The sequence below is a fragment of the Rhizobium sullae genome (assembly GCF_900169785.1).
GTDB lineage: Bacteria > Pseudomonadota > Alphaproteobacteria > Rhizobiales > Rhizobiaceae > Rhizobium > Rhizobium sullae.
Window position 1 is genome coordinate 1 of sequence record NZ_FWER01000045.1, and the last position, 20,196, is coordinate 20,196.

General features: G+C 59.7%; 17 protein-coding genes and 1 pseudogene. 14 read left to right on the forward strand and 4 right to left on the reverse strand.

What is annotated here, in order from left to right; translation table 11 throughout:
* Window positions 1-73 precede the first annotated feature (73 nt).
* From BN1800_RS28850 to BN1800_RS28910, 13 genes and pseudogenes are all read left to right on the forward strand, one after another.
* Window positions 74-1,051, forward strand: coding sequence for an aldo/keto reductase (locus tag BN1800_RS28850; protein ID WP_087002377.1), 978 nt, complete (start codon window positions 74-76; stop codon window positions 1,049-1,051).
* A gap of 65 nt (window positions 1,052-1,116) precedes the next feature.
* Window positions 1,117-2,364, forward strand: coding sequence for a multidrug effflux MFS transporter (locus BN1800_RS28855; RefSeq protein WP_087002379.1), 1,248 nt, complete (start codon window positions 1,117-1,119; stop codon window positions 2,362-2,364).
* A 62-nt stretch (window positions 2,365-2,426) separates the two neighbouring features.
* On the forward strand, window positions 2,427-3,320 hold the full coding sequence (locus tag BN1800_RS28860) for a LysR family transcriptional regulator (RefSeq protein ID WP_087002381.1): 894 nt from the start codon (window positions 2,427-2,429) through the stop codon (window positions 3,318-3,320).
* A 53-nt stretch (window positions 3,321-3,373) separates the two neighbouring features.
* Window positions 3,374-3,526: pseudogene (locus BN1800_RS28865) on the forward strand (NAD-dependent epimerase/dehydratase family protein); the annotation flags it as partial.
* A 278-nt stretch (window positions 3,527-3,804) separates the two neighbouring features.
* Window positions 3,805-4,680, forward strand: coding sequence for a LysR family transcriptional regulator (locus tag BN1800_RS28870; protein WP_087002383.1), 876 nt, complete (start codon window positions 3,805-3,807; stop codon window positions 4,678-4,680).
* Window positions 4,681-4,795: 115 nt separating this feature from the next.
* On the forward strand, window positions 4,796-5,239 hold the full coding sequence (gene msrB / locus BN1800_RS28875; RefSeq protein ID WP_087002385.1) for a peptide-methionine (R)-S-oxide reductase MsrB: 444 nt from the start codon (window positions 4,796-4,798) through the stop codon (window positions 5,237-5,239).
* Window positions 5,240-5,746 (forward strand): peptide-methionine (S)-S-oxide reductase MsrA, encoded by a 507-nt coding sequence (gene msrA, locus BN1800_RS28880; protein ID WP_087002386.1) that lies wholly within the window; start codon window positions 5,240-5,242, stop codon window positions 5,744-5,746.
* 339 nt (window positions 5,747-6,085) lie between these two features.
* Window positions 6,086-7,021: a formylglycine-generating enzyme family protein gene (locus BN1800_RS28885; protein WP_087002388.1), complete on the forward strand. Its 936-nt coding sequence runs from the start codon at window positions 6,086-6,088 to the stop codon at window positions 7,019-7,021.
* 125 nt (window positions 7,022-7,146) lie between these two features.
* Window positions 7,147-8,391 (forward strand): ABC transporter substrate-binding protein, encoded by a 1,245-nt coding sequence (locus BN1800_RS28890; protein ID WP_027511331.1) that lies wholly within the window; start codon window positions 7,147-7,149, stop codon window positions 8,389-8,391.
* 75 nt (window positions 8,392-8,466) lie between these two features.
* The gene (locus BN1800_RS28895) at window positions 8,467-9,354 is read left to right on the forward strand and encodes a carbohydrate ABC transporter permease (protein WP_087002390.1); all 888 of its coding nucleotides are present in this window, start codon (window positions 8,467-8,469) and stop codon (window positions 9,352-9,354) included.
* Window positions 9,354-10,190 (forward strand): carbohydrate ABC transporter permease, encoded by an 837-nt coding sequence (locus BN1800_RS28900; protein WP_244564696.1) that lies wholly within the window; start codon window positions 9,354-9,356, stop codon window positions 10,188-10,190. The genes BN1800_RS28895 and BN1800_RS28900 overlap by 1 nt, the downstream gene beginning before the upstream one ends.
* 18 nt (window positions 10,191-10,208) lie before the next feature.
* A complete protein-coding gene (locus BN1800_RS28905) occupies window positions 10,209-11,492 on the forward strand; it encodes a sulfatase family protein (protein ID WP_087002392.1) in 1,284 nt (427 codons plus the stop codon).
* Entirely contained in the window at window positions 11,493-12,539 is a 1,047-nt protein-coding gene (locus tag BN1800_RS28910) for a LacI family DNA-binding transcriptional regulator (RefSeq protein ID WP_087002393.1), read from the forward strand.
* Between the two features lie 111 nt (window positions 12,540-12,650).
* On the opposite strand, the gene BN1800_RS28915 is transcribed toward BN1800_RS28910, so the two are convergent.
* A complete protein-coding gene (locus BN1800_RS28915; RefSeq protein WP_087002395.1) occupies window positions 12,651-14,435 on the reverse strand; it encodes a trimethylamine N-oxide permease in 1,785 nt (594 codons plus the stop codon).
* A gap of 234 nt (window positions 14,436-14,669) precedes the next feature.
* On the opposite strand from BN1800_RS28915, the gene BN1800_RS28920 reads away from it, so the two are divergent.
* Window positions 14,670-17,039: a trimethylamine N-oxide demethylase gene (locus BN1800_RS28920; RefSeq protein ID WP_087002397.1), complete on the forward strand. Its 2,370-nt coding sequence runs from the start codon at window positions 14,670-14,672 to the stop codon at window positions 17,037-17,039.
* Window positions 17,040-17,042: 3 nt separating this feature from the next.
* On the opposite strand, the gene BN1800_RS43505 is transcribed toward BN1800_RS28920, so the two are convergent.
* From BN1800_RS43505 to BN1800_RS28935, 3 genes are all read right to left on the reverse strand, one after another.
* Window positions 17,043-17,642 carry a methyl-accepting chemotaxis protein gene (locus tag BN1800_RS43505; RefSeq protein WP_087002399.1) on the reverse strand — a complete coding sequence of 200 codons (600 nt, stop codon included), beginning with the start codon at window positions 17,640-17,642 and terminating at the stop codon, window positions 17,043-17,045.
* A gap of 114 nt (window positions 17,643-17,756) precedes the next feature.
* Window positions 17,757-19,094, reverse strand: a complete 1,338-nt coding sequence (locus tag BN1800_RS28930) for an NAD(P)-binding domain-containing protein (RefSeq protein ID WP_087002401.1) — start codon at window positions 19,092-19,094, stop codon at window positions 17,757-17,759.
* Between the two features lie 48 nt (window positions 19,095-19,142).
* Window positions 19,143-20,183 carry a heme-dependent oxidative N-demethylase family protein gene (locus BN1800_RS28935; protein WP_087002403.1) on the reverse strand — a complete coding sequence of 347 codons (1,041 nt, stop codon included), beginning with the start codon at window positions 20,181-20,183 and terminating at the stop codon, window positions 19,143-19,145.
* Window positions 20,184-20,196: the final 13 nt, after the last annotated feature.

Sequence of the window (20,196 nt, forward strand, 5' to 3'; positions counted from 1 at the left end):
TGCCAATTGGACGGCCTAATCTGTCCCCGCGACTTCGCCTATCTTTCAAGGCATTCAAAAGAAAGGTGTAATCATGGAAAAGCGCATTCTCGGCCAGGGCCTTGAGGTGTCAGCCCTGGGTTTTGGCTGCATGGGCCTGAATTTCAGCTACGGCCATGCCCTCAGCAACGCCGACAGCGTCAAGCTCATCCGCGACGCCGTCGATCATGGCGTAACCTTCTTTGACACGGCCGAGGTCTACGGCCCTTTCACCAACGAAGAGATCGTCGGCAAGGCGCTGCGTCCGGTTCGCGACCAAGTCGTCATCGCCACGAAGTTCGGCTTCAAGATCGAAGACGGCAAGCAGACGGGCCTGGACAGCCGCCCTGAACACATCAAGGAGGTCGCCGAGGCGTCCTTGAAGCGTCTTGGCATCGACGCCATCGACCTTCTCTATCAGCACCGCGTCGATCCCAAGGTTCCGATCGAGGATGTGGCAGGTGCCGTAAGAGACTTGATCGCCGAGGGCAAGGTCAAACATTTCGGCCTTTCGGAACCCGGCGCGCAAACAGCCCGGCGCGCGCATGCCGTGCAGCCGGTAACGGCGCTGCAGAATGAATACTCACTTTGGACGCGCGGCCCCGAGACGAATGGCATCCTGGAGGCCTGCGAGGAGCTCGGGATCGGTCTCGTTGCCTACAGCCCTCTCGGGAAAGGATTCCTGACGGGGGCGATGGGCAAGGACAGCAAGATCGCCGAGAACGACTTCCGCAAGCTTCTGCCGCGCTTCACGCCCGAAGCCATGGAGAAGAACCAGGCGCTGATCGACCTTATCAGGCGCATCGGCGACGCCAGGAACGTGACGCCGGCCCAGATCGCGCTTGCGTGGCTCCTCGCGCAGAAGCCGTGGATCGTGCCGATCCCCGGCACCACGAAGCTGCATCGCCTTGAGGAAAATCTCGCCGCCGCCGCCGTCAAGCTGTCGACTGCCGAACTCGATGACGCGGCCGCCAAGATACAGGTCGAGGGTGACCGCTATCCCGAGCGGCTGATGAAGATGACGGGTCTCTAAAGGCCGTATGCCGGAGGAGGTTTGACGGCGCTTCGGCCCAATCTCTTTCCAGAAAGACGACAACCATGTCACACGAACTCGCGAGCTCTGCCGATGGCCTCGCAGCGCCCGTCGATACATCCTCCGTCAGCCCGCTTCCGCCCGGCAGGCGCGTCCTTGCCTTGCTCAGCGCCCTTATGGGATTCGCGTCGATCTCGACAGACCTCTACCTTCCGGCCATGCCGGCCATGGGCAGGGATTTCGGAGCGGATCCGGGTTCTATCGAGCTGACCGTGTCCGGATTCCTGATCGGCTTCAGTCTCGGCCAACTCTTCTGGGGGCCTGTCGGCGACAGGTATGGCCGCCGGCTTCCCGTGGCGGTCGGCCTTCTCCTATTTGTCATCGGGTCGGCCGGCTGCGCGATATCGGGATCGGCCGCTGAGATGATGTTATGGCGCGTCGTGCAGGCGATCGGCGCCTGCTCCGGCGTCGTGCTCGCACGTGCGATGGTCCGCGACCTCTACGAGGGAAGCCGGGCCGCGCAGATGCTTTCGATCCTCATCACCGTCATGGCCGTGGCTCCGCTTCTGGGGCCGATCGTCGGGGGCCAGATCCTCGCGATAGCCGGATGGCGCTCGATCTTCTGGGTTCTGGTCGCGGTGGGGCTGGCGACCCTGGCCGCTCTCTTTACGGTTCCGGAGACCCTGCCGGCATCACGGCGGAACAAGAATTCGATCACGGACGCCGTGCTTGGCTACGGCAAGCTGCTCGCTAACCGGCGCCTTCTCGGATTTGCTGCGGCAGGCGGCTTCTTTTATGCCGGCATCTACGCCTACATCGCCGGAACGCCCTTCGCCTACATCGACTACTACCATGTCCCGGTCGGACTATATGGCGTCCTTTTCGCCTTGGGGATTGTCGGGATCATGGTGACGAACATGGTCAACTCGAGGCTTGTGACCAGGCTTGGCAGCACGACCCTTCTGCGGTTCGGCACCTTCGGCGCGATGGCGTCCGGCTTTGCGATCCTGGTCGCGGGCGCGACCGGTTGGGGAGGCCTGTGGGCGCTCACAACACTGCTCTTCGTCTTCGTGTCCTGGTCCGGCCTCATCGTGGCCAATTCCATTGGCGGCGCCCTCCAGGACTTCCCCGAACAGGCAGGGGCGGTCTCCGCGCTCGTCGGAGCGATCCACTACGGCTCCGGCATCGCCGGCTCCGCGGCGGTGAGCGCCCTTGCCGACGGCACGCCCTGGGGATTGACGCTCGTAATAGGTGTCGCAGGCATCGGCAGCTTCGCGAGCCTTGTTCTTGTCGCTCCGGGACAGGCGCCTTGACCTTGCATCATTATGAGATGAAGTTGCGGTCATAAAGCCGCAGCCATTAGGGAGGTTCATGAATGAAGCGCGAGGAGCTTGCCGATCTCAGCGCCTTCCTGACCGTGGCCGAGGAACAGAACTTCACGCGCGCGGCGGCGCGCCTGGGGGCGTCACAGTCGGCATTGAGCCATACAATCAGACGGCTCGAAGCCCGCCTCGGAGTCCGTCTTCTAACCCGGACGACGCGTAGCGTCGCACCGACCGAGGCCGGTGAAAGGCTGCTTGCGACATTGCGGCCGGCGTTGGACAGTATCGGCGCAGAGCTGGCGTCCTTGAGCGAACTTCGCGACAAGCCGGCGGGAACGATACGGATCACGACGTCCGAACACGCCGCGACCACGGTGCTTTGGCCGGCCATTCAAAGGCTCCTTCCTGAGTACCCCGATATCCACGTTGAACTCAGCATCGATTCCAGCTTCACAGATATCGTGGCCGAACGGTTCGACGCCGGTGTCCGCCTGGGCGAAGCCTTGGCAAAGGACATGATCGCGGCCCGCATAGGTCCCGACCTCCGGATGGCCATCGTTGGATCGCCGGAGTACCTCACCGACCATTCGAAACCGACGACGCCGCAGGATCTCGCGTCGCATCGCTGCATCAACCTGCGTATGCTGAGCGGGGGCGGCCTATATGCCTGGGAGCTCGAAAAGGACGGGCGCGAGCTTCGCGTGCGTGTCGATGGCCAGCTCGCGTTCAACAACGTGAACATGATCGTCCGGGCGGCCGAGGCTGGATTCGGGCTCGGGTTCGTCATGGAGGATCATGTCATTGACCAGCTTTCCGACGGCCGCCTTGTGAGGGTGCTGGAGGACTGGTGTCCTGCTTTCGCGGGCTATCACCTTTACTATCCTAGCAGACGGCAGCCGTCGGCGGCTTTTTCGGTCTTGGTCGATGCTCTTCGGTATCGTGGCTGACCAGTTCATGTGGTGTCCGCTGCTGTGAAAGGAAGCCGCCTTCCGATGTCGGCCCTAAACCTCCGCGCGTGAGCGTGGAGGACGCGCTGAAATCGGCAGGCGAGGAAGCGGTCTACTACCGCACCCCTGTGACCGGCGCCTCCAACAGCCGTGCGAAGGCGCAAAGCGGCTTCGCGTCACCGCCACTTCTGTGGAAGGGTGCTTGATGCGTTGCCGCCATGGGGGTCGACCAATTCCGGGCCGCGCTTTCGTTCCGTGCGCCAACCATGACCGCGCAACGGCTCTCCTGATCCATGGAAGGGCAGCTGTGACCGCACTGCCCCCGCGGTTGAATTTCACCTGCACGGGGTACCTTATCGGTGGCGGGCGCTCTCCAACAGTGGCACATACTGATCTGTATTCACTCATAGGCAGGCTAGCAACCAGCACATCTCGCTTCGACTTTGATGGCAATCTTTGTCAGAACCTACGCAACAAGTGATCCATGGACATCAATCACGTTAGATACTTCCTCAATTTGGCCGAAACCCTGAACTTCACCGAGGCCGCGCGCCGAAGTGGCGTCTCGCAGCCAAGTCTCACGCGAGCAATCCAGCGTCTCGAGGAAGAATTGGGCAGTCCGCTGATCTATCGCGATGGCAAGGACAGCCGGCTTACGGCGCTCGGCCGCGACGTCCAGGCCGAGTTCATGCGGATTGAACTCGCACTTAGAAACGTGCGCGAGCATTCCGAGAGCACGGTGCTCGGCCGGCGGCGTATTCTCGACATCGCGGTTGCCCCGACCATCGGCCCCGCTGCCTTTGCCGCATTCTTCGATGACGCGCTTGGGGAGCTTTCTTCCATAAAGGTCCATATGCATCAGCTCTTGGCCGGAGAAGGTGCGGACGAAGTGCTTTCGGGCAAATATCACGCTTGCATCTTGCCGCGGGCGCCCCGTCCCAACCCCAAGCTCAACATTGTGCCGCTGTTTCGGGAGCGATTCCTCCTTGCCTGTGCGGAGAACCATCCGCTGGCGGGCAAAGACGTTGTCAGCACCGAGGCGATTGCAGCCTATCCCTATGTCGACCGGCTGGCCTGCGAGTTCCACACCGAGATCACCGAACACCTGATGGACCATGACGCGGTCATGCAACCGCGCTTCAGTGCGGAGCGCGAGGACTGGGTCCAGCAAATGGTAGCCGAAGGCCGCGCGATCTGCATCATGCCCGAGCGGTCCGTCGTAGTGCAAGGCATAGCGACCCGCCCGGTCGAGGGGATATCATTGGAGCGCGAACTGGTATTTGTAACGGTCTCCGGTTCCGGCACACCGCTCGAGATCCGCAAGATCGCGCAGATGGCCGCTCGGCACGACTGGGCGTGAGCGGGGCAGAACGGAATTTACCGTACGGCTATCGAATCTATGCACACCCGATATTGGGAATCCCCACGGGCCTTCGCCATATTCAGGCAACAAATCCAAGAACGGAGATAGGGCAATGACCTATATAAAGACCGACGAAGCGGTCAGCAAGCTCACACCCGAACAGTATCGGGTGACCCAACAGAACGGCACCGAACGCCCCTTCACTGGGGAGTATCATGACAACAAGAGACCGGGGATCTATGTCGACATCGTTTCCGGCGAACCGCTGTTTGCCTCCGCCGACAAGTTCGATTCCGGCTGCGGCTGGCCGAGCTTCACCAAGCCGATCGTGCCGGCAAACGTCAAGGAGCTGCGGGATGATTCTCATGGTATGACCCGTACGGAGGTGCGCTCGGCGCATGGCGGCAGCCACCTCGGCCACGTCTTTCCCGACGGTCCTCAAGACCAGGGCGGCCTGCGGTACTGCATCAATTCCGCCGCACTGCGCTTCATTCCGCGTGGGGAAATGGAGGCCGAGGGCTATAGTGCGTATCTCAACCAGGTGGAGGATATCTAAATGACCGAGAAAGCTGTTCTAGCTGGTGGTTGCTTCTGGGGAATGCAGGACTTGATCCGCAGGCTCCCCGGGGTCATTGGGACCCGCGTGGGCTATACCGGCGGCGATGTGGCGAACGCGACCTACCGCAATCACGGTACCCACGCCGAAGGCATCGAGATCATCTTCGATCCCCAGACGATCAGCTACAGGCGGATTCTGGAGTTCTTCTTCCAGATTCACGATCCGACGACAAGAAACCGACAGGGCAACGACGTCGGCGCCTCTTACCGCTCGGCGATCTACTACGTCGACGAGGAGCAGAAGCGAATAGCCGAGGACACCATCGCAGACGTCGACGCTTCGGGCCTGTGGCCGGGCAAGGTGGTGACCGAGGTCGAGCCGGCGGGAGACTTCTGGCAGGCGGAACCGGAGCACCAAGATTACCTCGAGCGCTACCCTAACGGCTACACTTGCCACTTCCCGCGTCCCGGCTGGGTGCTGCCTCGGCGGTCGGCGGCCGAATAACCGGCCGCCTGTCTCTGGCCGCACGGGTTGTCGGCGCATTCGAACCAACTCTGAAAAGCCCGGCGGATGCGCCGGGCGCACGGAATGGGCCCGCTGCGCAGTTTAGACGCCTCTCACCAAGGAGCGCCGGTAGTGCCGGCGCTACACTGACACGGCAGATCCGGGCAAAGATCCGGCTCGGGACGAACATCTACGCCAACGTCCAATCTGAGGCGGAAATTATTCACAGCCTATGAAGCCGGCAGTGTCCGGACTGCGCAAAAGCCATTGCGCAACGTCCGTAGACCTTATTGTATCTTGGTCCGGAACCTGCCTTTCGACTGACCGACGAATGACACTATGAAAAGTTGCTGCCTCCCAACCGAAATATCGAAGAGATCGGACGCCGGTTCGCCGACGCAGGCGCCAGTGCATCGAGCTCTATCTCCGGTCTCTGTCGATACGGCACAGATTCCAGGCGGGCTCGTGCTGGTCGGGACAGACAGGCCGTACCTGCCGGCGGACGGGGAGGGTCCGGTCCGCAAGCTCCGGCTCAAGCCGTTGCTGCTCGCCAAGGCAGCCGTCAGCAATTCGCAGTTCGCTGATTTCATTGCGGCCACGGGTTACATCACTGAGGCCGAGCAGCTGGGCTGGTCCTATGTGTTTTACCAGAATGTCGATCCTAAGGTTGCGACGTCAGGCGTCGTCGGCGCTGAATGGTGGCGGCGTGTCGAGGGCGCCTGCTGGCATGCGCCGTTCGGACCTGGTTCCGATGTCGAGGCATTCAAAGATCATCCTGTCGTTCACATCTCATGGCAGGACGCGGTTCGATTTGCCACTTGGGTGGGCGGACGGCTTCCAAGCGAAGCCGAATGGGAACATGCAGCGAAGGGCGGTCTCAGTGGCGCGATCTATCCCTGGGGCGACCGTCACCCGGATGATGATTTCACCCCGTGTAATATCTGGCAGGGCCGGTTTCCGGAGTTCGACAGCGGGGTGGACGGTTACAAGGGGCTTGCACCCTCCGTCTCGTTCGAGCCGAACGGATTTGGACTGTACAACATGGCGGGAAACTGCTGGGAGTGGACTGCGGACGTGTTTCGCGTGAGGTCCTTGCGCAAAACGTCGCAATCACTCAACGCCATGGCACGGCAGGAAAGCCGCCGCGTCCTCAAAGGCGGTTCATACCTCTGCCATGCGTCCTACTGCCACCGGTACCGTATCGCTGCTCGCATGGGCAGCACCGGCGATTCGACCACCGGGCATATTGGCTTCCGCGTCGCTTTCGACATTTGACCTGGACTTCGATTGACTTGGAGGGCCGCATAAGTTAATCCATTAACTTGCCGGTTTCATCGGGCCTTGAGGAGGGTTCCGGTGGAGAACACGCCGGCTTGTCGGATGTCTCTGGGAGAAGACACATGAAACTTGCCAATCGATTGAGCCGTTGCATTGCAGTTGCGCTGTGCCTGTATGGCGTTGGAGGCGCTGCGCGGGCCGAAACCCTTAAAGTCTATTGGAACGCCGGCCATGCGTATCAAGCATATGCCGACGTCATCAAGAAATTCGAGGCGGACCACCCCGGCTGGACGGTCGAATGGGGACGCTTCCAATGGCCGGATCTGCGCACCAAGCTGGTGGCCGATCTTTCGGTCGGAAATGCGCCGGACCTCGTTGCCGAGCCTGGCGGCTGGGTGCCGGAATTCGGCTTGCAGGGCATGATCACGCCGCTCAATGACTTTGTCGCAAAAGACGGCAAAGAGATGGGCTATCCGCAGGACTGGCAGGATTTCTCCGTCGAGCGCAACACGATCGACGGCAAGTACTACGGCATTCAGTTGCACCTGACCTGTGCGGCGTTGGTCTATAACGTGGACATGTTGAAGGAAGCCGGCTTCGACAAGCCGCCGGCCAATTGGCAAGAATTCCGCGAGGTCGCGATCGCGACCAGCAAGCGCGGCAGGTTCGGCTTTGCTCCCAACCAAGTGGCGACATACTACACGCCATGGATCTACCAGAATGGCGGCGCCTTATACGATGCCGCGGTCAAAAAGGTCGCTTTCGACAGCCCGCAGTCCGCACAGGCAATCCAGTTCGTGGCCGACCTCATTCATAAGGATAAAGCGGCACCCTTGCCGGTGGCCGGTGCCGACTACGAAGGCCCGCAGAAGCTGTTTACAGCCGGCCGGGCGGCGATGATCCTGACCGGCCCATGGGACGTTAGCCCGATCAAGACGGGCAATCCCAAGCTGAACTGGGACGTCGCACCGTCGCTGACGGAGAAGCAGCAGGCGACGATGGCAGGTGGCGTGAGCCTTTTCATCCCCAAGACGGCCAAGCATCCGGCCGAAGCGTGGGACCTGCTCAAGAGGTTCGTTGCGCTTGACACCGAACTTGCAGCCTCGTTGCCCAACGGCATGACCATGCCGCGCAAATCCTGGGCTGCCGATCCAAAGGTCAAGGCAGATCCCGTGCTCGGCAAATTCAGCCAATGCCTGCCTTACGCCGTCGATTCAGCCGCCAAGCTTGCGCTCACGGGCAAGAATGCTGTCGTACAGGATCTCTTCAAGACGGCCGTCCAGGACATCCTTTACAACGACAGGCCTGCGCAGGAGGTTCTCTCCGACTATGCGGCACGAGCCAACGCGGCACTCGCCAACAAGTAACGAAGCAGCAGCGGCCGTGCGTTTAGCACCGTCGCTGCCGCCCCCGAGATCAATGTTCTGACGGAGGTCGTCGGCATGAGGCTGCCTAACAGTCGCAAGGCCCGGGAGGCCGGATTCGCCTATATCGTCCTGCTGCCCGCCATCGCATATTTTCTGGTCTATTTCTTCTATCCGATCGTGGTGGAACTCTGGGCCAGTTTCTTTCGAGGTCAGCCGCTCATTGGCCAATCCGAATTTGCAGGCTTTGACAATTATCGTCAGGCCCTGATGGACCCCCGCGTGCGCGCCGCCTTCGGCCGCACCGTGGTGTTTGCAACACTCGGAACGGTTTTCACCCTGGTGCCAGCCCTTTGTCTGGCGGCCATTCTCAGCGGCCCGATCAAGGCGGCCACGACGATTCGCGCCATCATCTTCTTTCCCTATATCATCTCGTTCGTGATCGTTGCCCTGATGTGGAAGAGCCTGCTCGATCCCTATACCGGCATGCTAAACGCGCTGCTCTCCTATCTGGACCTTCCCACCCAGAATTGGCTGAGCACACCATCGACGGCCCTTCCGACAATCGTCGCGATCACCGTATGGAAGGACATCGGCTACGCGATGCTGATCTACATTGCCGCCATCCAGGGTATTCCCAAGGATCTCTACGAAGCCGCCGAGGTCGATGGCGCCTCGCCCGCGCAACGGTTCAGGCGGATAACAATTCCCTTGCTGATGCCGACGACACTCTTTCTTGCGGTCATCAGCACGATCGCTCACCTTCAAGATCTATCCGCGCCCTATCTGCTGACGGGTGGCGGTCCGGCCGAGGCGACCCGCCTTTACGCATTGCACGTCTACGAGGCGGCGTTCCTGGAGCTCAACATCGGCTACGCGTCGGCGCTCTCGTTCCTGATGTTCGTTGCGATCCTGGTGATAACGTTCCTTCAGTTCCGTTTCCTGAACCGGGAGGTGGTCTATTGATGATGGCCCGCTCCTCCCACCGCACGCCCCTTGCCACCTTTGCCGCCTATGGCACGCTCAGCTTCTTCGTCATCCTTGCGCTCTTTCCATTCTTTTACATGATCTCGCTCTCTCTGCAGAGCGACGCCGACCTCTCCAGCGGCGTGCCCGTGCTGGTTCCCTCGGTGCTGCAGTTCTCCAACTACGTGGCGATTTGGGAAAAGGCACCGTTTGCCCGGTTCATTCTCAACAGTTTCATCATCGCCGGCGGCATAACTGCGCTCCACCTCTTCTTCGACCCGCTCGTCGGCTATGTATTTGCAAAGCTGGAGTTTTTGGGAAAGCGGGCTATGTTTGCCGCGCTGCTCTCCACGCTGATGCTGCCATTCTTTATCCGGATGATCCCGCTTTACATCCTGACCGCAAAAATGGGCTGGTTGAACACCTACCAGGGCCTCATCATGCCGTTCGCCATGAGCGCTTACGGAATTTTCCTGATGCGGCAGTTTATCCGGCCGATTCCGGATGACCTGCTTGATGCTGCGCGTCTCGACGGGGCGTCGGAATGGCGCATCTATCGATCCGTCGTCTTGCCGCAGCTTGGCCCGCCGATGGCAACGCTCGGCCTGCTGACCTTCGTGTTCCAGTTCAACGAATTCCTTTGGCCCCTGGTGGTCGTAAGCTCCGTCGAGATGCGGCCGATTACGACAGGGCTGACTTTGTTCAATTCGGAGTTCTTCACGCAATGGAATTTGACGGCAACGGGCGGGGTGATCCTGTTTCTCCCGAGCTTCCTGTTGTTTGTCTTCATGCAACGCTATTTCGTGCAGTCGGTGATGACGTCCGGAATGAAATGAGCCATGGAAAGGTAGAGAATGAGTGCTTCTCCCAATGTCATCGTCTTTTTTACCGACCAGCAACGCTGGGATACGGTCGGGCTTCACGGTCACCCATTGAAGCTGACGCCGAATTTCGACCGCCTTGCCGAAGCCGGGATGTTCGTGCCGAATTCCTTCACCTGCCAGCCGGTGTGCGGACCCGCGCGCTCGGCGCTGCAGACCGGCCTTTATCCCACGACAACAGGATGCTACCGCAACAGTATCCCCTTGCCGAGCGGCCAAAAGACGCTCGCGCACTGGTTCCGGGAAGGAGGCTACGAGACCGGCTATATCGGCAAATGGCATCTTTCAGGCAGTGAGCCGGTTCCTGCATCTGAACGCGGCGGCTACGAGTATTGGCTGGCGTCCAACATTTTGGAATTCACCTCATATGCCTACGATACAGCGGTGTTCGATGGCGAGGGCGAGCGCGTCAAGCTTCCCGGCTACCGTGTCGACGCCCTGACTGACGCGGCGATCCGGTTTGTGGCGGCAGACCATGAAAAACCATACTTTCTTTTCCTGTCCTTCATCGAGCCGCACCACCAGAACGAGTTCGACAACTATCCTGCGCCTGTCGGCTACGAGGAGCGGATTCGAAAACAAATGGAATTGCCGCCTGATCTTGCGGCCCTTGGGGGATCCTCGGATGAGCACTATCCGGGCTATCTCGGAATGATCCAGCGTCTGGACGAGGCGCTTGGACGACTGACCGATGCACTGACGAGCCTCGGCCAGCTCGACAACACGATCATTCTCTTCACCTCGGACCACGGCTGCCATTTCAAGACGCGCAACAACGAATACAAGCGTTCTTGCCACGAGGCGTCGATACGCGTGCCGACCTTCTTTCACGGTCCCGGATTCATGGGACGTGGAAACCATCAGGGCCTGGTCAGCCTGATCGATCTACCGCCGACGCTTCTTGCTGCGGCCGGATTGAAGGTGCCTGCTGCGATGCAGGGAAGGTCGATCCTCGATCAACGGGCCGGCGGCGAAGAAGACGTGCTTGTGCAGGTCAGCGAACATCATGTGGGTAGGGCACTGCGGACGCGAAGATGGAAATATGAGGTCACCGCACCAGATCTCAGCGGTTGGGACGACATGGACAGCGCCAACTATGTCGAGACACATCTCTATGACCTTGAAAACGACCCTTACGAGTTGGAGAATCTCTGTGGCCGGGATGGCTATGAGGATATAAGAAGGCGGCTGCGCGAGCGGCTGTTGGAGCGGATAGTCGCCGCCGGCGAGAAATGCCCGAGGATTACGGCGACCTGAATGAGCAGCGAAGATATACATGACAGGGAGAGGCCGGCGACGAGAAACGAGCGATCCGTAACCGTTGCCGACGTTGCTCGGCTTGCCGACGTGTCCACCGCCGCCGTCTCCTTCTATTTCAGCAACCGCCAGGAACATCTGAAGCGCGTTGGGACGGAAGCACGCGAGCGCATCCGTGCCGCAGTCGAGGAACTGGGCTACGTCCAGAACAAAACCGCTCGCCACTTGCGTCGCCAACAGAGCGAACGCATTTGCATCGTCCTGCCGAAGCTTGGCATACCCTATGCCGACAAGATGGTTCACGATCTCGGATCGGTGGCTGTGCAGCAGGGGTTGCTGCCGATTGTGTTAACTGGCTCCACGATCGGTGCAGTCCAGAAAATCCTGGGCGAGGTTGAAGCAGGTCTGGCCGATGGCGTGATCGCTGAAGTCGGTTTCCTCACCGAGGAGCAGGTCGGGCAGGTATTTGCGCATTTCAACCGACCCTGTCTTGTCATCCATCCTACAGCACAACCTCGATCCTATTCTGTCCTTAACAACGGTCTGATCGACGCGCTTGAGTGTGCGTTTGATGATCTTCTGCACAAGGGACATCGCGATTTCGTCTACATTCAAAATGCCGAAATGCCGCATAATCCGCGAATTTCTGCGCTGAAGGCGCGTGCGGTGACTGCTGGTCTGTCTGTGCTGATCACCACAATGGTGGGAGCGGATGCTCGTGAGGCTACTGCTGGGTGCGCGCGACAGATCGCTGAAATGGCAAAGCGGCCGACAGCGATCCTGCTTGACTCCGACTATACGGCCGTGACGCTGATCGAGGAGTTTTCCCGCCTCGGCATTCGAGTGCCAAGCGACATTGCCGTCCTGGGCTGCGGCAACGCCGAGGAAGGCTTTTACTGCAATCCCCGCTTGACGACGATCGGTCCGGAATGGCTTTCGCTACTTGAAGCTGGCCAGCATCTCATCGAGAGTCTCGCCGCCCAGAAGCCCGTTGGGGCGAAGGCATTCTATACCCCCTGGAGGTTCATTCCGCGCGAGAGCGCGTGACGGCGGTGTTTTGGAGGATGCCGCGCCGCGAACTACGGATCGCCACTGCGTGATCCTACCGAATAATCGCCGCCCTCACGGAGAGCGGCGATAAGAGGATCATCTTGGGCATTAGGCCGGAAGTTGGAAGATCCAGTTTGCAATCAGCACAATCGCCAGACCGCCTGCAAGGGCGACATAGGGCAGAATGCCGGCCTTTTTCGTGCCAAGATCCTGGCCTGTCAGGCCCAGATCGTCCATCGCTCCTGCAGGGAATTTGCCGCCGTCCCGCACATAATGGCGATAGGCAAAGACCGGGAGGATGACGGCGGCGAAGGCGAAGCCGACCCAAAGTGCGTTGGCATAGCCCCAGACCTTGGCGCCGGCGCCCAGGAAGAGGGCGTTGACGAAGGCGAGAACCGTGTTGAGGCCGATCAGCCAGCTCGGCGCCTTCCAGGGACGTTCGACATGGCCGGAATCCATGCGATGGATCCAACCGGAGTTCAGGTTGAGGAAGTTGAAGATGATGTAGCCGACATTTGAGACCGCGAGCACGAAGAAGTAGCCGCCGGCATCCGAGGCGATCGACAATAGGAACAGGTTGAAGGCGAAGTCCGTCCACATGGCGCGGGTCGGCGCGCCGTTCTCGTTCACGTGGTCGAGGTATTTCGGCAGCCAGCCGTCTTTGGCGCCCTGATAGAGCGTACGTGAGGATCCCGCCATCGCTGTCATGATCGCCAGGAAGAGTGCCATGATCATCAGGACGACGAGAAGCTGGGTGATGATGCGGCCTGCGCCGATCAAACCGCCGAGGGCTTCCGCTACACCAGTACCGTCGACGATTCCAGGTGCCAGCATGCCGGCGTGGCCGAGCACACCTTGGAAGGCGAAGGGTACGAGGAAGAAGAACAAGCAGCATACAAGTCCGGAATAGAAGATCGCCTTGAAAGTATCGGTCTTCGGATTCTTTAGTTCCCGGGTGTAGCAGACGGCGGTTTCGAAGCCGTAGGTAGACCAAGCGGCGATATAGAGGCCGCCAAGGAAGAGCGTCCAGCCGCCGTTGCTCCATGTACCGTCCGCGTCTGAATATGCAGCGGTCGGCGGAAGGAGGCCTGTGACGTTCGCAGCAACGATCTGGCCGCTGAGGATAGGGTAGATGCCGATCAAAAGCAGCGGCACGAGCACGATGATCGCCAGCCACTTCTGCACGCTTGCGGTTTCCGAGATGCCGCGATGCTGGATAGCGAAGATCATCAGCATCAGGATGCCGCCGATGAAGAAAGTGGCGTTGATGTTGGCGGTGGCGAGGAACGGAATGCTGAAACTTGCGAGTGACCAGTTGCGGATCGCTGGCGTCAGCGCCGCTACTGCATCCGTGCCCAGCAAGGCTTTGATGGCATCGTCCGCCGTCGTGCCGGCATGGGCAACTATGTATTCTGCGACGCGCGGGCTATCGGCCGTTATCGAAGCGGCATGCGCAGCAATCCAGTCGAGGGCTGCTTGCGAGTCAGCCGCCGGAATTGGAAAAAATGCATTGAGCATATAACCGGCGGCGATGGCGCAACCGAGCGAAAGCACCGGGGACCAGGCAAACCAGTTGCACCAGACTGAAAGCGGCGCAATGAACTTCGAATATCGCAGCCAGGCGGTCGCGCCATAGACCGAGGCGCCGCCGGATTTGTTGCCGAACATGCCGGCAATCTCTGCGTAGGTGAAGGATTGCAGGAAGCCCATGATCATGGAAATGATCCAGACGACGAAGGCGAGCTTGCCTGTCGTGCCTGCAATGCCGCCGATGGAAAAAAGGACGAGCGGCGGCACGCCTGCAGCCACCCAGAATGCACCCTTCCAGTCGAGGGCACGTATAAGCTTACCTTCGGTGCCGGCCGAAATCCCGGCGTCCACTACGTCTGTCATTGCTGAAGTTCCCCATTCGATTGTTCCGGACGTCTCTTCGTGCGTCTCCTTGAACGTGCCTCTCCCGGGGCCTGCCCGGTTATTTGGCGATCCGCCTTGCCGCGGATTCTCGAGCTTTGACCTTGATGCATAGTGAAGATATTTTCTTTTTAGTCAATATGGGTTTACTTTCGGGCGGCATTTTGTAACGTTGTCTGGTGGGCGAAAGCGTGCTTCCAATCCCATGAGGGTCAAATGCGAGATCTCCATCCGGCGATGCTCGGGATACGGCCGGCCTCCCCGAGCATCGTCCGCTATCCTGGCATTCCCGCGCTACCGCAGGGCACGGAACGTTACCGCGTCAAGGGCGGGGGCTCGTTGGTCGTGCGCGTCGAGGTCGGCGACCACGTAACCGTCACCGACATGGAAGGCGGTCAGCCTTGCGAGCTTTCCTTTGTCGATGAGGCTGGGCGTTTCCTATCGGCTGGTCTCGGCGCGACGTTCACCAATGCCGCCAAGGGGCTGAAAGCCATCCTTTCGACGGAGAATGGCGATGCTGTCCGTGCCCGCGCAGCGCTTGCCCGTCGCGGCGCTGATCTTGCGTCGGCCGGCGCGCTCGGCCTCTTCGGAGCGGCAGCGACGCCCGGAAGCTCGGCGGAATTCACCATCGCCCTGAAAGGTCTCTTGATTATCGCTGCTCCCGCAGGCGCGATGTTGCCACAGGCGCAGGATACGGCGACGCCGATCGGGATTAGGATCAGGCGGAGCCAACTCATTCACGATTATTCCTCGGTCGTGCCCGAGCCGATAGCCGATCCGATCGAGGATATCCGCATCAAGGCGGCGACAGCCTCAGCCTATTTCGTCCGCGCCGGCGAATTCATTCAGATCATCGACGTCTATGGGCGGCAATGCACGGATTTTCAGGCTTTCGCCGCACGCAAGGTGGATAAAGGCCTCGATCTGGCCCTGGATTCGACGGTCACCCGCACCCTGCTCGGCCGCAGCTATCCGATGCCTGGCCTGCCGTCAAAGGCGTTCGATCGCGATTTCGAACCTCTCGTGGAGATTGTCCAGGACACGGTCGGTCGTCACGATGCCTTCGCGACCGCCTGCAATTCTCGCTATTATGACGATATGGGCTATCCCGGCCACGTCAATTGCACGGACAACTTCAACGCCGCGTTGGCGCCTTACGGGATTGCGCCTCGTAAGGGCTGGGAAGCGCTCAACTATTTCTACAATACAAACATCGATCACAATAATCAGCTGTACCTCGACGAGCCTTGGTCGCGCCCGGGCGATTATGTGATGATGCGGGCGCTGACCGATCTGGTCTGCGTCTCCTCCTCATGCCCAGACGATATCGATGCCGCGAACGGCTGGGATCCGACGGATATCCATGTCCGAACGTTTTCCGGAAAAGAGAAATTCTCACGAGCGGTAGCCTATCGCATGACACCTGACTCCGATGCTGAACTGACGCGCGAAACCGCCTTCCACCCACGCCTCTCGCCACTCACGAGGGACTACACGGAGTATCGCGGCTACTGGTTGCCGAACCGCTTTTCCTCCGCAGGCCCCATCGAAGAATATTGGGCCTGCCGGGAAAGGGCAGTCGTCATCGACCTCTCGCCGCTGCGAAAATTCGAAGTGACCGGTCCCGATGCCGAGGAGCTGCTGCAATATTGCCTGACGCGCGACGTGCGTAAGCTGTCGTCCGGACAGGTCGTCTATTCGGCCATGTGCTACGAAAATGGTGGCATGATCGATGACGGTACGCTCTTCCGGCTTGGCGACAAAAACTTCCGCTGGATCGGCGGTGATGATGCAAGCGGCATCTGGCTTCGCGAGCAAGCGGAAAAGAAAGGCTTTAAGGCCTGGGTCCGCTCGTCAACCGACCAGATGCACAATATCGCTGTGCAGGGACCGAGGAGCCGCAACATCCTGAAGGAAATTATCTGGACGGCGCCGCGCCAGCCGGCGATCGGCGAGCTCGAGTGGTTCCGCTTCACGGTTGGGCGCATCGGGAGCTTCGAAGGTGCCCCTGTCGTCGTCTCGCGCACCGGCTATACGGGCGAGCTCGGTTACGAGATCTTCTGTCATCCGAAGGACGCGCTAACAGTGTTCGACGCGCTTTGGAAGGCTGGTGAGCCGCACGGCTTGAAGCCTATGGGTCTCGAAGCCTTGGACATGGTGCGCATCGAGGCGGGGCTGATCTTTGCCCATCACGAGTTTACCGACCAAACCGATCCATTCGAGGCCGGCATTGGCTTCACCGTGCCGCTGAAATCCAAGGCGGATGATTTCATCGGCCGAGAAGCGCTGATCCGGCGCAAGGAACATCCGCGTCATCTGCTGGTTGGGCTCGACGTGCAGGCCAATGAGGCGGTCGGCCATGGAGATTGCGTTCACATCGGCCGCGCGCAGGTGGGCGTGATCACCAGCGCTACCCGCTCACCAATTCTTGGCAAGACGATTGCTCTCGCCCGTATTGACGTCATGCATGCGTCTGTTGGAATGGCGGTGGAAATCGGCAAGCTGGATGGCCACCAGAAACGCTTGCCGGCGGTCATAGTACCGCTCTCGCATTACGATCCTCAGAAGACGCGGCCGCGCGCTTAAGCTTCAGCCCGACTTGCGCTGGGCGTTCGAGATCGCGCGGGCAGCCTCCTCAGAGGCGTTGGCAAGCGCGCGCATTTCGGCTGCAAGCACGGCAAAGCCCGACCCTGCCGTACCCGCACGTGCCGCCTCGATTCCGGCATTGACGGCGAGCAGTTTCAAGTAGCGCAGTGATTGCAGGATCTCATTGGTCTTTGACGCCGTGACGCGCATACCCGCCGTTTGCTCGTCGATACGCTGGTAAAGGGACTTGATGTTAATGATGCTGCCTTCGAGGTAAAGCAATTCGCCATTCTCGTCCCAGACACCGCCGCCGGTTTCCGTCACCCAGATGAAATTCCCGTCCCGATGGCGGATCCGGTATTCCATCGTCCAGTCGGTGCGCTGTTCGAGCGCCAGGCCGACGACCTGGTCCATGATCGGCACATCCTCCTCACACATGATGGAGGTGAAGGTCCGCGTCCGGTTGCCGATCATCTCGTCAGCGCGATAGCCGAAGATGCGCTCGATGCCGTTCGTCATCTCCAGCATTGTGTAGTTTTCGTCCGCACGGCAGCGGTAGAGAAATCCGCTCATGCGGCTCAGAATGCTCTTTTGAAAATCCATAAAGGCCACGTTCGAAGTGAGTTGCAGATGAAATTGCTTCGTCTCATTTCAAAAACACCACGAAAAGGTCGCGATGAACGACCTTTTCGCGGTTGAGCGAGGACGTTGAAGGCTTCAGTTGCGCAGATACTCTTCCATCGAATCGTCGAGAGCTTCGACCCAGGGCGTATGGTGCTTCGGCGACATATTGCCGGTCATCAGCGATCGATAGGCGTGATCACGAAAGCCCATGATATTTTCCGCCTTGTGGTGTTCCCATTCCATGAAGGCGTTATTCGTGCCTTCGATGTCGAAGCTCGGGTAGTCGGTCTCGGCGAGCAGCTCCTTCACGTAGTCACCCTGATACCAGATCATCTGCTCGGCATCTTCGAGCGTCTCTTCGCGAGCACGCCACATGTCGAAATTCGCCTTCAGTTCTTCTGCCGGCGGCAGCTTGATGCGGCCCATCATGACATCGCGCGCCCACCAGGCCTGTACGTCGAACATGTTGAAGGTGTAGAACTGGTCCTGCATGCCGATGTAGAAGAGCTGTGGGTTCTTGTCGAAAATAACGCCCTTGTAGAGGCCATCTGCCCAGAGCCGGTTGGCAGTCTTCAGTCGTAGTTCGTCCGGCAGAAACGGAAAGTGGTGCTGGTAGCCGGTGCAGAGGATCAGCGCATCGACTTCCTTCATTGAGCCGTCGAGAAAATGCGCCGTCTTGTTTTCGAGCCGGGTCAAGAGCGGCCGCTCCTCGAAATTCTCCGGCCATTTGAAGCCCATAGGTTTTGACCGGTAGCTCGTCGTCACCGACCTGGCGCCGTATTTCCAGCATTGCGAACCAATATCCTCGGCCGAATAGCTACGGCCGACGATTAGGATGTCCTTGCCCTTGAATTCCAGAGCGTCACGGAAGTCGTGCGCATGCAGCACCCGGCCGTTAAAGGTCTTAACGCCCTCAAAATAGGGAACGTTCGGCGTTGAGAAATGACCGGTCGCAACAACGACATAATCGAATTCCTCGTCATACATGCGGTCCTCGATGCGGTTGTGGGCCGTCACCGTGAATTTCTTCATCTCCTCGTCGAAGCGGACCATGCGCACGGGCGTGCTGAAGCGCACCCAATCGCGAACATTCGCCTTTTCGACACGGCCCTTGATGTAATCCCAAAGGACCGCGCGCGGAGGATAGGAGGCAATTGGCTTGCCGAAATGCTCCTCGAAGGAATAATCGGCGAATTCCAGGCATTCCTTTGGACCGTTCGACCAGAGGTAACGATACATGCTGCCGTGGACCGGCTCGCCATATTCGTCAAGCCCGGTGCGCCAAGTGTAATTCCAAAGTCCACCCCAATCTGCCTGCTTTTCATAGCAGACGACCTCCGGGATTTCGGCGCCCTTCTGGGCGGCCGATTGGAAGGCGCGCAACTGTGCCAGCCCGGAGGGACCGGCGCCGATAACGGCAACTTTTGTCATGAAGCATTCCCCTCTTGATATACTGCATTGCTTCGGCGCATGGGCGCGTCAATCCGGGAAGACGCCGGGGCTGGTGGGCGCGCCGTCATCAAATTTCGAAAGCCAGTCGATCGTGTCCTCGCGGTAGCGGGTGAGCCCCTTATAGTCGATGAGTTCCGGCGGCAGGGTTCTCAGCACCCGTGGCATGCGTCGCGCCCATTTCGGCACGGTCACCAGCTCGTCCATGTTCATTAGGTAGCAACGGATAACGAAGAGGATGGCGTTCGAACGCGGCAGGCGCCACAGGCTCTGCAGCTCGACGCGCAGATGTACCTTCTCGCCAACATTCTCTGGTTTCACGGTCGTGCGATCCGGCCCCCATTTGTGGTAGTTTTCTGGGCTGGTATCAAGCCGTGGATTGATCGTCATCGTCCAGTTGAAGCGGCGCGTCGGCTTGCCCTGCTGCAGGTTCAGGAGGAATTTTAATGCGCGGTCGAAGACGCCGATCTGGTGGGCGAGTGGCACGGGTCCGTGCCACTCCATGAAATTCATGCCGATGTCGAAATCGAGCGACCAGTCGGCCTGAGTCGTCACCATTCCGGCATCCATCCAAAGATTGCCGTCGCGCTGGTCCACTATGCAGAAATCACCCTGCGCCTGCCGCGTGATATATTCGAAGGGCTCATAGGGCAGCGTCGAGACATCGCCGAAAGTGAACGTGTCGTCGATGCCGAGCGGCCGGTTGATCCAGCGCCACTGGTCGCCATTCCTCGCGAGGGTGAAGTGTTCGGGATAGCCAGCTGCCTGCTCTTTCATCAGAAGCTCGAGCGTATCCCACTGTGCGCTCATCATATGGGGCAGGGCCTGATAGCGGAGCGGATCCTCCTTCAGCACCAGCGTCCGGTCATGCATCTCGGCGACATAGTGTTCATCGACGTCGATCAGATTTTCGAAGGCGGTACCCGGTCTGCCGCGCACGTGGGGCTCCATGTTGACGGAATACATGTACTCGTCGCGATCGAAGGGGAACGGGAACCGGCTGATGTTCTCCGGGCTGTTCCGGTAGCTGAAATCGTCGCGGAAACTTTCCTGCTTGAAGGCGATTGCCATGTCCATTCTCCTT

Bases quoted from the DNA above. Each gene is read 5' to 3' on its own strand.
- BN1800_RS28860 (WP_087002381.1), top strand. From the start codon at position 2,427: ATGAAGCGCGAGGAGCTTGCCGATCTCAGCGCCTTCCTGACCGTGGCC.
- BN1800_RS28870 (WP_087002383.1), top strand. From the start codon at position 3,805: ATGGACATCAATCACGTTAGATACTTCCTCAATTTGGCCGAAACCCTG.
- BN1800_RS28915 (WP_087002395.1), bottom strand. From the start codon at position 14,435: ATGACAGACGTAGTGGACGCCGGGATTTCGGCCGGCACCGAAGGTAAG.
- msrA (WP_087002386.1), top strand. From the start codon at position 5,240: ATGACCGAGAAAGCTGTTCTAGCTGGTGGTTGCTTCTGGGGAATGCAG.
- BN1800_RS28895 (WP_087002390.1), top strand. From the start codon at position 8,467: ATGAGGCTGCCTAACAGTCGCAAGGCCCGGGAGGCCGGATTCGCCTAT.
- BN1800_RS28885 (WP_087002388.1), top strand. From the start codon at position 6,086: ATGAAAAGTTGCTGCCTCCCAACCGAAATATCGAAGAGATCGGACGCC.
- BN1800_RS28920 (WP_087002397.1), top strand. From the start codon at position 14,670: ATGCGAGATCTCCATCCGGCGATGCTCGGGATACGGCCGGCCTCCCCG.
- BN1800_RS28890 (WP_027511331.1), top strand. From the start codon at position 7,147: ATGAAACTTGCCAATCGATTGAGCCGTTGCATTGCAGTTGCGCTGTGC.
- BN1800_RS28905 (WP_087002392.1), top strand. From the start codon at position 10,209: ATGAGTGCTTCTCCCAATGTCATCGTCTTTTTTACCGACCAGCAACGC.
- BN1800_RS28850 (WP_087002377.1), top strand. From the start codon at position 74: ATGGAAAAGCGCATTCTCGGCCAGGGCCTTGAGGTGTCAGCCCTGGGT.
- BN1800_RS28900 (WP_244564696.1), top strand. From the start codon at position 9,354: ATGATGGCCCGCTCCTCCCACCGCACGCCCCTTGCCACCTTTGCCGCC.
- BN1800_RS43505 (WP_087002399.1), bottom strand. From the start codon at position 17,642: ATGGATTTTCAAAAGAGCATTCTGAGCCGCATGAGCGGATTTCTCTAC.
- BN1800_RS28910 (WP_087002393.1), top strand. From the start codon at position 11,493: ATGAGCAGCGAAGATATACATGACAGGGAGAGGCCGGCGACGAGAAAC.
- msrB (WP_087002385.1), top strand. From the start codon at position 4,796: ATGACCTATATAAAGACCGACGAAGCGGTCAGCAAGCTCACACCCGAA.
- BN1800_RS28935 (WP_087002403.1), bottom strand. From the start codon at position 20,183: ATGGCAATCGCCTTCAAGCAGGAAAGTTTCCGCGACGATTTCAGCTAC.
- BN1800_RS28930 (WP_087002401.1), bottom strand. From the start codon at position 19,094: ATGACAAAAGTTGCCGTTATCGGCGCCGGTCCCTCCGGGCTGGCACAG.
- BN1800_RS28855 (WP_087002379.1), top strand. From the start codon at position 1,117: ATGTCACACGAACTCGCGAGCTCTGCCGATGGCCTCGCAGCGCCCGTC.